The following is a 13,851-nucleotide window of genomic DNA, read 5'->3' as shown; positions in this document are numbered from 1 at the left end:
TTATTTCAGTAGGCGCTCGCGAGGGCTTCTGCCAGCTCCGGGTAGATCTGTCGGGTGGCTTCCATGGCATTCTTGAAGTTGCCGGTGTGGCCGTATTTTGCTTTCAGGTAGCGAGCCATGGAATGAATATCATCAAAGCTGCGGTCTGAGGAGGCACGAATCGCTTCCCAGCCACCCGAGGCACTGATCGCAGTTTCACGGCCTGCGGATTTGCCTATCTCGGCACCTATGGCACCACCCAGAAAGCTGCCGACGAAAGGTACCTGCTCCAGAGCTTTTTCACCCGCATAGGCGCCTGCTGCTGCTCCGAGCCCAGTGCCGACAGTTGCGCCGATATTGGCATTGATGGCGGAATTCACCCATTCCGCAAGGACGTCATCGCTGGTGTAGGGGCTGAGGAATTTACCCTGATTGTCCTGCCGAACCAATTGTTCCAGCAATTCCTCTTCGGTGGGAATACGAATGTTGCCGCTGTCATCGCGGAGTTTGCCTGTTTTTGCGGCGGCCAGCAGTTGAGCAGAGGGCGGCTCATTGGTCATACGATCCACGAGCCCTTCGGGCAGGCCCGCTTCTTTCAATGTCTCCCGGTGCGCCCGGGTCATGCCGGTGTAATAACCGGACTGAACATCGCCACTCTGGTCTGGATAGGCGTTAAGCATGCGGACCAGTAACTGATCGGGGTCGGTGCCTTCGGCGAGCTGTGTCTTCAGATCTATGCCACGCAAACCTTCCGGTCCGATCAGCCAGGCCTGATAGCGAGCAGGTAGCAGGTCAACGTAGCCGGGCACCAGGCTGTTGGCCGCGTGATAGGCAAGCGTGTCGGTTTCGGGAGCCAGGTCAATCAGTCTGAGAACAGCCGACGGGCGATAGACAGAGTTCGCTCCTCCGGCTTTCAGGTAGGCTGCAATCTCGGCGGCGGTCTCGGGGTTTGCCTGCTCGAATTCGCGGCGCTGCCCATCGATGAGTGCCAGAACACTGTCCTTGTGATGGTTGGTGATGAAGTCCCGGGCTACGGCCTGTTCGGCGGCTTCATCATTCAGTGATCCCATGAACATCATTGGCGTCGGGAAATACAGAGACAGATAGGAATCAATGGAGTAGGTCACCCGGCTTTCGAGCAAGGTTTCACCCTGCCAGCTGAGCGCGTAGATGTCCTCGTACTGGACTTCATCGTAATAAGGAATCAGAGACAGGGTAACCATGTAGCCAAAAAAGCTGGCGCCGTTGAAACCCGTCGACCCCTTGGTTTCAGTTGTCCGGGTGACCATAACTTCAGGCGCATCGGGAGACTCCGGAACCAGCCAGTCAGGACGCTCCTCTCCAACAATGGTGAACGGGACCGTCCCTGTTGTATACGAACCCGGGTTTTCGGCGCTCACGCTATTCGGGTCGAACTGATAAACCTGACATCCGGCCAGTAAAAAGACCATGACAAGACTGACAAGAGCCCTTCCGGCTGCTGCAAACGCAGCGCCTTTTGTTTCCACGCTTTGAGAACAACTGAACTTCATTTTGCTACCCAAATTCCACTGGTTGAAATGAGTCCGGGACAGCGACACTCCGGAATTTGGGTAAATGTATAAACAATTTTTAATGAGCGCGTCTCGCCTCTGGTGCACCAGCGTGAGGCATTGACCCAATAGAATCAGGAAGATGAGGAAGGTGTTTTTTCTAACTAAATGAAATGAAAAGAGTTATCAGGCGGCTCTATGGAATATAGAGAAATGAAAAACAATGCAAAAATTTGTTAACCAACCCGAAAACAAGGTGGAGGAAGGAGTTGATGCTCAGTGATCATCATCCTCCACTTCATCCGGATGCTCCCGCTTGTAGCGCTCCCATTCTTCCCAGTCGTGGGGCGTGCCAGCATGGGGCCTGCGCAAGTGTTTGGCATGCTCCATGGCGTTGTTGCGGAGGCTGTGGTCCCGCTCCTCGTCTTCCTTGTCGAAGCCGTACTTTTTCAGAAATTCATCGGGCGTGATGGGCATGGCGCACCTCCATCAGGGGAACATGTCCTGATGAATACGATGCGCCTGCCATTGTGGTTTTTCAACCGCCGTCAGTGCTGCTCTGGCTGGCAATTTCCTGGGCTTCCACAAGCTTGAAATTAATCTGCCTGCGCTCGTCATCCACCCCGGAAAAGCTGACCGTTACCGGTTGTTCCAGCTGGAAGATGCGTCCGTTCTTGTTGTGGATAAGGCGCATGGTAACCGGATCAAAGCTGTACTTTCCGTCAAGATCCTTGCAGCTGACGAAGCCTTCCAGCCCGTTGGCATCCAGGCGAACGAAGAAGCCGGCGGGCACTGTGCGGCTGATAACGCCGGCCATGGGTTCTTCGCCGAGAGTTTTGGCAAAATCGCTTTTGAGCCAGGATTCCAGGCTGTTCGCCGCCTGTCGGGCGCGGATCTGGGCAGCTTGCAGGGCTTCCAGCTGATCCTCTGTCAGCGCTTTCATGGGGGTGTCCCACAGAGCCGCCTTGATCAGCCGATGCACGTAAAAATCCGAGAACTTGCGCAGTGGCGAGGTAAAGGTGGTGTAGGCATCGAGGCCCATGCCCTGATGAGGAGCCGGCTTGAAGCTCAGCTCGGCCCGGGCCAGCTGGCGGGACAGGATGGCCTTGACCGGTACCTCGGCCTCCAGAGAGTCCGTCTCCTTCATCAGCTTCCTGAAACCCTCGGCCTGATGGGCGTCTACGCCTGAGAGATGCGGTGCGTGGCTGTCGATCAGTGACCGGATGTTGTCGGCGCGATCATCCCGTAATCCTGGATGCTGGATGAACAGGCCGGCCGTGTGGTTGCTGAGGAAATCCGCGGCGCAGCGGTTGGCGGCAACCATGCATTCTTCCACCAGCCGATGGGCTTCATTCTGGATGGACGGTTCGATCAGCCGGATACGTTTGTTTTCATCCAGCCGGAGGCGGAATTCGGGACGGTCGCCGCTCAGCAGCGCATGTTCGTTGCGCCATTTCCGGAGGGCTGTCGCTGCCTGATGCAGTTGATCGAGGCTGTTGGCAACTGCTTCCGGCAGTGCCTTGATGTCATCGTCTTCCCGTCCTTCGATCAGGTTGGAAACGAGCTCGTAACTGAGCTTGCCCTTGGACTGGATAACGGCCTGATGAAAACTGTAGTCGCCAAGACTGCCATCATTGTTAACCTGAAGATCGCAGACCAGGGACAGGCGCTTGGCTTCCGGCATCAACGAGCACAGGCGGGTGCTGATGCTGTCTGGCAGCATGGGCAGGGGCTCGCCCGGGAAATAGATAGCGGTGGCCCGATTGAACGCTTCCTGTTCCGCCGGGCTGTCGGTGTCGATTACGGCGGTCGGATCGGCAATAGCAATCGAGAGGGTCCAGCCGGTGGCGTTGGGTTCGGCCAGCAGGGCGTCGTCCATGTCCTGCGTGCCCGGGCTGTCGATGGTCACGTACGGGCGGTCCGTGCGGTCCTCCCGTCCGGTTTCCCTGGATTCGATATCGCCTTCACCGAGGCTGTCGGCCTGAGCGCGCACAGCGTCCGGCCAGGTGTCAGCCAGATCAAAGGTGGCGAGGGTGAAAGAGCGTTCGATACCGGGTTCCCCGGCCTTACCGATTACCCGCAGTACCTTGGCCTGGCCCTTGCCGTCCTTGATCGGATGTTTGTGAATCTGGCAGTAGATGTAATCGTCCTGCTGGGCGTTCATCCGCTCCTTGGGGGGAATGAAGATCCATCGGTTGATCCCCGGCGTCTCGGGCACCACGAAATGCCCTTTACCTTTTACCAGGTAACGACCCACAAAGGTGTTCAGGCGGGTTTCCAGGAGTTCGTCCACTACGCCCTGGGTTTTGCCTTTCTCAACTTCCTGCTCGGTGACATTCACCCGGTCCCCGGGCAACACCTTCTGCATTTCCTCGGGTGGCAGGAAAACATCCCGACCCTCGTCGAGCGCAACGAACCCGAAACGGCCATTGGTGGCTTTGACGGTACCTGGAAAAACCACCTTGTTGTCCTTGATATCCGATTTCAGCTGGCGCAACTGGCTGAGGGCGTCGGCATTGAGCATGAAGTAACCTGGCTGGTAAATAATGAATGATGGGGCGGAGTATAACGGTTATGGCTCTATGCGTCAGATAGCAGAATACGCAAATCAGATTTCTGTCCAGAATCTCTGGAGGTTGGCCAGTGATTTGGTGAGCAGATCGAATTCGGTCGTTTTGCCCTCACGTTCAAACAGTTGTCGCCGGGCTGTGTCCAGATCAAAGAGCACTTCCCGCTGGGCTGGTTCCCGAATGGTGCTCTGAGCCCAACCGATAGCGACACGGCGCTGGCCCCGTGTGACCGGATCAACCCGGTGCAGGGTTGACGACGGATAGACCACTGCCGCGCCGGCCGGTAATTTGTAGGATTGCTCACCCGCCGTGGTCTCGGTAACCAGTTCGCCCCCGTCGTAGCTGTCAGGGTCGTCCAGGAACAGCGTGAAGGAAACATCGGTCCGCAACCTGCCGGCCCCCCGGCCCATCACGGGATCGTCTACATGATTGCCGTAGGTCATACCATCCCGGTAGCGACTGAAAATGAGAGGCGTGACCTTGGCGGGCCGCACCGCCATCTGGAACAGGGGGTGTTCCGTCAGGGCTTTTTCCACCTCGGCCCGAAGACCTTCCGCCTGGCCCCCGGATACCTTCAGTTGCTCGTTGTTCTTGACCAGCTTTGCATGCCACCCAGCTGTGCTCCGCCCGTCCTGAAACTCGCCGCCGTCCAGAGTGTTGCGGATTCGCTCGAGCTGTTCGGGGGTCAGGATCTGGTCGATACAGATAATCATGGTTAGCTCAACTCTTAATACGAATAATTTGCAATCAGTATTTGCTGTGGCGCATCATGCACCACTATGGACATGCCATCAATTCTACCGTTGTTGACGAAGAGCAGCAGGCGGTTTTTAACAGGAGAAAGAACGGAATGAAGAATGAAAAGCTGAAGCTCTGGACCGGCATCGGCATGGCTACGCTGATTGCCAGTTCCGGAGTTGTCGCCAGCGAGCATAAAGAGAAGCATCACGACGATATGATGACCTCGGGCTCAGCAGAAGGCGGCGAGGGCGGAGAACATCACGGAGGTGAAGGCGGTGAACACCATGGAGGTGAAGGTGGTGAAGCCGGGGCAGGAGCGGCGTTCAGTTACTTTGCCGCCGGTGGCGAAGGCGGAGAAGGCGGAGAAGGTGGCGAAGGCGGATCGTCCGCTGTTTCTCCTGTCGCCTCTGACGGCGCCTATGTTGCCATGTTGCAGATGATGCAGGGTCATTTGATGGCGGCTCGGGAATTGATCAAGGCGGGCAAGGTCGCTGACGGGCGTCCACATCTGACCCATCCCTGGGTTGAGCTTTACGGCATGGTTGAACCCGGCCTTGAGAGCCGGGGTCAAAACGACGTGAGTGAACGTCTGGAGTTGCTGGCGAATCAGGCCGGCGGGGTTGAGCGCTGGAGCGACATCAACAAGGAGTTCCAGGCGGCTTGGGTGGCTCTCGAGAAAGCGGTCAATGCTGTCGATAGCAAGAACGCACAGAGCGCCGGAACCGTCTCGAGAGTGGTCCTCTCCTTGACCAAGCAGGCCGTGCTTGAGTATGACGAGGCCCTGGAAGAAGGGCGCTTTGTTGCCGTGCACGAATATCAGGACGGTCGCGGCTTTGTGAGTTCCGCGCGTGACTATCTGGATAGCCATCAGGCGACACTGAAAAAGCAGAACAGGGAAGCCTGGCGTGATGCTGTGAAGGCACTGGACGAGCTCCAAAAAGCCTGGCCCTCAGCCGTGCCGCCCGAGCAGCCAGCCGTTCCCGTGGCTAATGTCTACTCGGCCCAAGCCCGGCTGGAGCTGGCCCTTGCGCCGTTCCTGTACTGATTATTGATACCGCCGGAGCCTCCGATTCGGGGTTCCGGCTTGTCTGTCAGTTTTCGGAAAGCGCTGTTTCGTCATCCCGCGTGTCGATGCAGACCTGGTTACGGCCGCCGGCTTTCGCACGGTAAAGTGCGCGGTCTGCATGTCTGAGAATGGTATCGCTGGTGTCGCCGGGTCGAGCAAAAAATCCGCCGACGCTGACCGTTACCGCTGCGCCGGTCTTTCGACTCTCCTGTTCCACCAGTTCCCGAATGCGCCGGGCAATCTGTTCCAGAGTGTCAGGGTCACAGGGTGATAGCAGAACCACGAACTCATCGCCGCCCCACCTTCCCGGATGGTCGTAAGGCCGAACGCCGGCTTTGAGCCAGAGTGCGACACGGCAGAGAATCTGGTCGCCCGCCTGATGGCCGAGGTTGTCGTTGATCGTCTTGAAATGATCAATATCCAGCCAGATAACGCCAAACCCGCTGTCCTGCCGACGAGCCCGCTGAATCTCTTCTTCCAGTATCTCGTCCAGTCCACGACGGTTCTTGAGACCAGTCAGCGGATCAATTCGGGCCAGCCGGTTCAGCTCATCCGTTCGTTGAGCCACTTTTGTCTCTAGCTCCCGCGTGGACTGGCCCAGCTTTTGGGCCATTTTCTCGAAATGGTCGGCAAGCCAGCCGACCTCATTATTCGGTTTTTCGAGACGTGGCAGGTCGAAGCTACCCTCACGGACTTTTTCCACCGCGCGTTCGAGGCTCATGATGGGCTTCAGAATCCGTGACTGGATGATGAAATGGAACAGCAACAGGCTCACAAGCAAGGTCACCAGGAATACGGCTACGAGTGGCCAGAGATAGCTTTGGGGTAGGAGGGTGTGCAGATCCAGAAGAGTAATTTCAAACCAGCCAATGGCAGGTAGAAAGGCAACCCCGGCCAGATGCTTGCGACCATCCACCGTCACAAAGCCGCTTTCCACCTGACCGGCCTGGTCTCCGCGCTTCTTCAGCAGCTGCAGCATACCGAGGATCTGCTGTTTGTCCTGGGGATCCTCGAACAGCAGGTCGACCGTGTTCTTCTGTCCTTCAGGTTTGATGATACTGGCGAAATCGATGTAGTTGCGGTCGCGGTACAGCTGTATGGCGCCGTTGTAATCGACAAACAGCGTGGTGATGCCCTCCTGATCGATGTCGACAATATCCTGCAGAAAAGCATCGAGGCTGAGGCCGGTACCGACCATGCCGACAATCTCGCCGGCCTCGTCCCGCATCAATACATCGATCCAGAGCTTGGTGACCCCCAGTTCGGTATCCGGATTCACGTTGAGATGGAAGTCGCGGCCTTCTTCTATCAGCTGGAAAAACCAGGCGTCGTCGGGCTTCTCCTCGTCGAGAACGTACCGGAACTGGCTGCCTGCGTACTCATTCTCTGCGTTGTTGTAGTAATAGTGGCCGTTCCCGACCAGCGCGACAAAGTAATTATTGTCCCGGAAGTTGGAACGAAAACTCTCCATCTGGCGAATGGCTTCAGACTTGAGCGTTTCGTCATCGGGACTGGCGGCCCAGTTGATCAGTGTGGAGGAGCTCGCCATCTGTTTGGCCAGCCCAATCTCCCGCTCCAGGGACTGCAGCAGTCGGGCGCTGTCGTAGCGCACCTGTATTTCCGCCACCTGTTGGCCCCAGCGTTCGATGATATTTTCGGATAGCTCCCGATAGGCCAGCCACGATGCCAGTGAAGCCACGACTATCAGGCTGGCGGCCAGACCAAGGATTCGGGTTTTAATGCTCAACGAGGGTCCCTCTCGGTTTTTCTGGGTTTCTGGGCGCCAATGATAGAACACTGGTTAATCAGAGTGTAGAAAAAACAGACAGGGCAGGGAACGTTTCGGTAGGGAATCAGTGTCGCAAGGGCCGCTGATGCAACGACCCCTGCCTGGCGATCAATACTAGTTATGTTCGGAAAAAATCCGTGTCTGTCCTGACTCGTTGAACAGGATGACCTTGTAATGGTCTTTCCGGTCGCCCATCTCCATGCCCGGAGATCCGATGGGCATACCCGGCACACTGAGGCCTTTGGCCCGGGGCGCTTCGCTGATCAGGCGCTTGATGTCGTCGGCCGGAACGTGGCCTTCAATGACGTAGTCGCCGATAAAGGCGGTGTGGCAGCTACCCAGACCGGCGATCAGACCGGCATCGGCCTTGATCCTGCCCATGTCGTTGGTGTTGGTCGCCTCCACCTCGAAGCCATTTTCTTCCAGGTGATCAATCCAGTCACCGCAGCAGCCGCAGGTTGGGGATTTGTAGACGTGTATGCTCTGGGCTGCACCGGCTGCCAGCGCCGTGGTGCTGAATCCCAGGGCTGCCATCAGGCCAAAAGCCAGGGTGTGTTTTTTCATGGCGAATACCTCAGTGGTGATGTTCATGCTCATTGGAGCCTGTGTCGTCAGAACCGGAAAGCCAGAACCACCAGACGATGGCTGCCATCAGGGCAAGACCTCCGACGTTGACCAGTAGTGTTTCCATCAGTTCCGCTCCTGTTGCTCTTTCGGATCACTCTTGCTGTCGCTCCGTTCCGGACGGTGACTGGTTCGGAACAACCTCAAACGGTTGGCGTTCGAAACCACCGTCACCGAAGACAGCGACATGGCAGCGCCGGCCAGAATCGGGCTCATCAGTATTCCCCAGACCGGGTAGAGCAGGCCGGCGGCCACCGGAATACCCATGGTGTTGTATACGAACGCACCGAACAGGTTCTGGTGAATGTTTTTTACGGTGGCCCGGGAGATCTCGATGGCATCGGGCACGCCGTGTAGCGAACCGCGCATCAGGGTGATGCCTGCGCTCTCAATGGCAACATCCGTTCCGGTGCCAATGGCAAAGCCGACGTCCGCCGCCGCCAGGGCCGGGGCGTCGTTGATGCCATCGCCGACCATAGCAACAACGTGGCCTTTGCCGCGCATTTCGCTGACTACCTCGGCCTTGTCTTCAGGAAGAACTTCCGCGCGATAGTCATCGATACCGGCTTTTTTGGCGATTGCCCTTGCAGTGGCGTCGACATCGCCGGTGACCATCATCACCTTGATACCAGCTTCGTGGAGTCGTCGGATAGCGGCCTTGGAGTCCGGTTTGATCGCATCGGCTACCCCAATGACGCCGAGGGCCTCGTTGCCCAATGCCAGGAACAGGGGCGTGCCGGCCTCCTCGGTTATTGCGCGGGCGGCCTCAGCCAGTCCGTCCAGTCCAATGCCCTGGTCTTCCAGCCAGCGGCGGTTGCCCAGACGCAGGGGCTCTCCGTCGAGTTTACCTTGCACCCCTTTGCCGTTCAGTGCTTCAAAACCGGTCACCTTCGCGGGCTGCACACTTTGAGCTTTCGCTTTCTCCAGAACGGCCTCGGCCAGGGGATGCTCGGAGTGTTGTTCCAGCCCGGCCGCCAGGACCAGCAGCCGCTGCTCATCTCCGTCGATGGCATGAACCCGGGTGACAGCAGGATGGCCTTCGGTGATGGTGCCGGTTTTATCCAGTATGACCAGGTCCAGCTTGCCGGCGGTTTGCAGGGCATCGCCCTGACGAATCAGCGCGCCGTACTCCGCAGCCTTGCCAACTCCGACCATCACCGACATCGGGGTCGCCAGGCCCAGGGCACAGGGGCAGGCGATAATCAGCACCGTGGTGGCTGCCACCATCATGTGAACCACGGCCGGTTCCGGCCCAACGTTGTACCAGACCAGCGCCGCGACTACCGCAATCAGCATCACGGTGGGCACAAACACCGATGAAATCTTGTCGGCAAGCCGCCCGATAGCCGGTTTGGAGCCCTGGGCTTTTTTCACCAGCTTGATGATCTGCGCCAGCGCGGTTTCACTGCCTACCCGGGTAGCCTCATAGACAATCGAACCGTGGGTATTCAGGGTACCGGCAGAAACCTCATCGCCTTCGGATTTGCTCACCGGCATGGGCTCACCCGTGAGCATGCTCTCATCCATGCGGGTGGAGCCTTCGGCGATGACACCATCGACCGGCAATTTCTCCCCGGGCCTTACCCGAATATGGTCGCCCTTGCGAACCTCCTCGACCGGAAGATCCTGCTCTTCACCATCGCGAATCACCCGCGCCGTTTTTGCCCGCAGGTCCAGCAATCTGCGAACCGCCTCTGATGTCTTGCCTTTAGCCCGAAGCTCCAGCGCCTGACCCAGATTGATAAGGCCGATAATCATCGCCGAGGCCTCAAAGTAGACATGGCGCGCCATTTCCGGGAGCGCACCGGGAATACTCGCCACGACAATGGAATAGAGCCAGGCGGTGCCGGTACCCAGGGCAATCAGGGTGTCCATGTTGGCGTTGTGGTGACGGAACGCCTTCCAGGCACCGGTGTAGAAATGCCCGCCGGTGGCGGCCATCACGGTCAGCGTCAACAGACCCAGTCCGAGCCAGGTGCCCTGGTTGGCGTCCGTCACCATCATGGTTCCGAAGCCCATACCCCAGACCATCAACCCAAGCCCCAGGCCCAGACTCACTGCCATCTTCACCAGTAGGGTCTTGTACTGTTTCCGGTCTTCCTCCTGCTTGCGGTCATCGGCTTCGTCCTCGTCCGCAATCACGCTGGCGCCATAACCAGCACTCTCAACCGCCTTCACAAGTGACTCGGGATCGGCATCCCCCGTGGCGGTGGCGGTGTTGTCTGCCAGGTTCATATGCGCATGGCTGATCCCGGAAACCGACATCAGGGCCTTTTCAATCGTATTGACACAAGAGGCACAGGTCGCACCTGTCACCGAAAGATGAATCTGCTCATCCGCTCCGGTTGTCGCGTCAGAGCTGGCAGGTGCCGAACGTTCACCGGTTGCCCGGTCTTCGGCGCTGTCGTTGGAGTGACCCTTATCCTGATGGGCTGGAGAACAGCAACTGCCCGGCTTGGCGTCTTCTTCAAAAGGCTCAGCCGGGTAACCAGTCTCGGTAACAATACGCGCGGCCTCAGAGGCATCCACTCCCTCCGGCAAGGCCACGGTCTGTTTTTCCAGATCGACGTCAACCAGCCCGGTATCACCGGTCAACGGCTCCAGGGCGTTACGAATCTTCTTCGCACAGCCCTGGCACGAAGCTCCGGAAATGCTGAGGGTTGTTTGTAGAACAGGTGTATCAGTCATCCAGAATCACCCCTCGTTCTGTTCGTTTGCCCTGCAACAGGGCGCCGGATCATCCCAGTGTTCGATCAGCCGGCAAATGGTATGACCATCCGGCGTACCATCCGGCATGTCCTGCCAGGCCGCCAGTGCAGCGGTCATTCGCTTGCGAAGCTGCTGCAATTCCCGAATCTCCCGCTCAACTTCTGCCAGCCGGTGTTGAAACACGTCCCGAACCATCGGACACGGCGAATGATGGTCGTCCGCCTGATCCAGAATCTGCCGAATTTCAGGCAACGAAAACCCCAGCTGACGGGCCTTACGGGCAAAGCGAAGCCGTCGAAGATCCTCGGTATCGTATTGCTGGTAGTTGTTGTCCGGGTTACGGGTAGGTTTGAGCAGTTCTTCCCGGGTGTAGAAACGCACCGTATCCGGATTAACACCAGCGGCTTGTGCAATTTCTTTTACTTTCATTTGCCTCAACTCCCCAGTAGGAGATTGTCGGGAACATATCACTACAGTTGGAGGAGTGTCGGTGCGGGGCGGGCTTCCGAAAATGCTCTGAGCCATGGACGGCTCAGAGCAAGCGTACACGGATGTACTTGCAGTGGTTTTCGGAAGCCCGCCCCGCACCGATACGGCGAACTCCAAAATATTAACGATAGACTAAAACCTGTGAGCAACTCACAGGTCAAAGGTTTTTTGGGGTAATAGAGAATGAGAGGGTGTCAGTCCAATTTGAGTCTGATCCCAGATCTCGTGACGTTCGGGACCTGTAAACTGACGCATTAATAATCTTTATATCCGCTTCTGGAAGCGGCTTAAGTGGAGCTTGCCAAGCTGAGGTGTGATTCAAAGCCGCTCGTCCTCGATTTCAACGAGAGAACATTCGGCGCATCCTTTCAAAGTGGCTTCGGGCATTTCGGGGCAAGTTTAAACTGCAAAGCGCTGTTGGATGTGTCCACGAACAAATCGAAGCCAACCCCTTTGCTTGGCATTTTGTATCGGTGGTTTAAAGAAATTAACGGTTTGGCGTCGTCAGAATTCCGGGTGATCTTACCGGCATGGCAGAGAATTCTTCCCTTCTTCTGTTTCTAACCAGATTTATCTTTTGTTTTTCGTAACAAATATGCTCCCAGCTCACTCTCTACCATGGAGATGCACTTGGTAGCTCGATACTGAGTACGACCGTTCGACTTGTACGTCCATGCAAAACCTCACGGTAAGCGCTTTGTTGTTATGCGCCTGTTCAGCGGTCGGAAAACAGAAAGTCAGTATCTTTCTTTGATGAATGGCTCGGCTGGAGAGGTGGGGCTTGCTTGGATATGCCGTGAGTTGGAAAGCGCGTGCATGTTGTTTTGGGTGGAGGCTGCTGTGGCAATTTCTCAGATTCAATCGCTGGCTGATTTGGGTGATATTGTTTTTCGAAATCAGCTTGTTTTGCTGAGATTTTATGTTGCTTGTGGTCAGCAACGTGATCAACAGAATTCTGTATTGGCAGCGCTCCAGAACAGTGGGTTGGTCGATCAGGTCGTCGAAATAGATGTCGAAGCGTCGATAGAGCTTGCTTTTAAGTTCTTCATCAAATCGGTTCCGACATTGGTGCTATTACAGGGAAATGAGGTATTGGGGTACGCAGATGGAGAGCAATCAGAGAGGGCTCTCGCCAGCTGGGTGCGGAGTTTTTAAATGTAGTTTTTCTGTCAGGAGGTTTGGGCTTAGCACAGTGTCAGCCCTTTGCCGGGCGGAAGTTCGCCCGGCTTTTTTTTAGGAAATTTTTATCAGGTAGTTTGGCAAAGAAGGCTCTGGGATAACGGATAGGGACTTCATCCTTTCCAAAGTCCTGGTTTCTGCGTTGAGCAAATGATCATGAAGATGCTCTGAAGCTTCAGAGTGCTTCCCGGCGATCAGCGACTCGATAATAGTAAGGTGCTCGCGAAGGCCAGGTTTTTCAACTGACGCCCTTACTGCGTCGCTAAAAACCAGCCCGACAACCAGAGGCGTTAAGCTTTGGTTGATAAATTTGGCGATTTTTTTATTCGGGTTGAATGAGTGGCATCGCTGATGAAGGTCAGCTTCAATGGTCTCCAAAAGACTCGGATTCTTGTCCTCAGGGGTTCGCGCAAGTGCTTCCTGGAGGCGAAGTTTCATCTGCTCAAGAAGTTCCACCGGAATCAAGGGTCCGCAGGTTTCAAGGGAGTAAGGCTCTAACAGCCGTCTTGTTTCAAAATCCTGCTTTACATCCCGAGCCGTGAGCGGCCCGGTAATCCAGTGTCCGGTACTGTCTTTTCCAACAAGCCCTTCGTCCATCAGTTTGCCGAGAATTTCTCTGGAGATTGTCCTGCTGACTCCAAAATGCTGGGAATGTTTTTCAGAGCGGATCCTGAATTGGCCAAACGTCATAGCGATTGAGGTGGACCTTTTAGTCGCTCTGTAGACATCGTCAATAATACTAGCCTCTGCGGGAGCGCTAGTCTGGGCTTCGTCGTCCAAACCAAGCGTCTCTGGGCGAATCTCCTCCCTCAGGATGATGTCAGAGTTGTCGGTTTTGTAGCCTCTGCCTTCGAATTTAAACAGCTTGCCTTCTTCATGCAGCTCGGCCAGGGCGCGCCTTACTGGGGCTCGACTTGTTTTGAAGATCTCAGCGATTGGTCTCTCGAGAATAACCTGTCCTTCCGGAAAAGCTCTCCTTTCAAGCGCCGCCGCCAGTGCGTCCTTGATGACCTCAAAATTCGGTTTTTTCCCACTAGCCCTTTGTTTTGCCAATGCCTTTTTCCTCCCGAAACGCTTGTCGGAGCATAGCGACTTTGCACTGTAATGCAAATTGGACCTAACAGAGCCTTGCTAATCACAAATAGGTATTGTATCCAATAGTCATTTTCAGCT

The 13,851-nt window shown here is 56.3% G+C and carries 11 protein-coding genes; 2 read left to right on the top strand and 9 right to left on the bottom strand.

All coding sequences use genetic code 11. The annotated features are described in order from the left end of the window. Nucleotides 1-5 precede the first annotated feature (5 nt). From HP15_RS17600 to HP15_RS17585, 4 genes are all read right to left on the bottom strand, one after another. Nucleotides 6-1,511, bottom strand: coding sequence for a hypothetical protein (locus tag HP15_RS17600; RefSeq protein ID WP_041645770.1), 1,506 nt, complete (start codon nt 1,509-1,511; stop codon nt 6-8). 276 nt (nt 1,512-1,787) lie between these two features. Next, a complete protein-coding gene (locus HP15_RS17595; RefSeq protein ID WP_014578707.1) occupies nt 1,788-1,988 on the bottom strand; it encodes a hypothetical protein in 201 nt (66 codons plus the stop codon). A 61-nt stretch (nt 1,989-2,049) separates the two neighbouring features. Next, the gene (locus tag HP15_RS17590) at nt 2,050-4,035 is read right to left on the bottom strand and encodes a ribonuclease R family protein (RefSeq protein ID WP_014578706.1); all 1,986 of its coding nucleotides are present in this window, start codon (nt 4,033-4,035) and stop codon (nt 2,050-2,052) included. 84 nt (nt 4,036-4,119) lie between these two features. Beyond that, a complete protein-coding gene (locus tag HP15_RS17585) occupies nt 4,120-4,794 on the bottom strand; it encodes a Fe2+-dependent dioxygenase (RefSeq protein WP_014578705.1) in 675 nt (224 codons plus the stop codon). Between the two features lie 137 nt (nt 4,795-4,931). On the opposite strand from HP15_RS17585, the gene HP15_RS17580 reads away from it, so the two are divergent. Then, complete coding sequence (locus HP15_RS17580) at nt 4,932-5,867, top strand: hypothetical protein (protein WP_169702180.1); 936 nt, start codon at nt 4,932-4,934, stop codon at nt 5,865-5,867. Nucleotides 5,868-5,913: 46 nt separating this feature from the next. On the opposite strand, the gene HP15_RS17575 is transcribed toward HP15_RS17580, so the two are convergent. From HP15_RS17575 to HP15_RS17560, 4 genes are all read right to left on the bottom strand, one after another. Next, on the bottom strand, nt 5,914-7,635 hold the full coding sequence (locus HP15_RS17575; RefSeq protein ID WP_014578703.1) for a sensor domain-containing diguanylate cyclase: 1,722 nt from the start codon (nt 7,633-7,635) through the stop codon (nt 5,914-5,916). A 156-nt stretch (nt 7,636-7,791) separates the two neighbouring features. Continuing rightward, nucleotides 7,792-8,241 (bottom strand): DUF411 domain-containing protein, encoded by a 450-nt coding sequence (locus HP15_RS17570; protein ID WP_041646406.1) that lies wholly within the window; start codon nt 8,239-8,241, stop codon nt 7,792-7,794. Nucleotides 8,242-8,367: 126 nt separating this feature from the next. Further along, on the bottom strand, nt 8,368-10,989 hold the full coding sequence (locus HP15_RS17565; RefSeq protein WP_014578700.1) for a heavy metal translocating P-type ATPase: 2,622 nt from the start codon (nt 10,987-10,989) through the stop codon (nt 8,368-8,370). A gap of 6 nt (nt 10,990-10,995) precedes the next feature. Beyond that, on the bottom strand, nt 10,996-11,439 hold the full coding sequence (locus HP15_RS17560; RefSeq protein WP_014578699.1) for a MerR family transcriptional regulator: 444 nt from the start codon (nt 11,437-11,439) through the stop codon (nt 10,996-10,998). A 765-nt stretch (nt 11,440-12,204) separates the two neighbouring features. Between HP15_RS17560 and HP15_RS17550 the strand changes: the two genes are divergently transcribed. Continuing rightward, entirely contained in the window at nt 12,205-12,654 is a 450-nt protein-coding gene (locus tag HP15_RS17550; protein ID WP_169702179.1) for a thioredoxin domain-containing protein, read from the top strand. Nucleotides 12,655-12,732: 78 nt separating this feature from the next. On the opposite strand, the gene HP15_RS17545 is transcribed toward HP15_RS17550, so the two are convergent. Continuing rightward, the gene (locus HP15_RS17545) at nt 12,733-13,731 is read right to left on the bottom strand and encodes a GntR family transcriptional regulator (RefSeq protein WP_049784502.1); all 999 of its coding nucleotides are present in this window, start codon (nt 13,729-13,731) and stop codon (nt 12,733-12,735) included. Nucleotides 13,732-13,851: the final 120 nt, after the last annotated feature.

It is taken from the genome of Marinobacter adhaerens HP15 (genome assembly GCF_000166295.1).
Taxonomy (GTDB): Bacteria; Pseudomonadota; Gammaproteobacteria; order Pseudomonadales; family Oleiphilaceae; genus Marinobacter; species Marinobacter adhaerens.
This window is presented reverse-complemented; position numbering and strand designations above follow the sequence as displayed.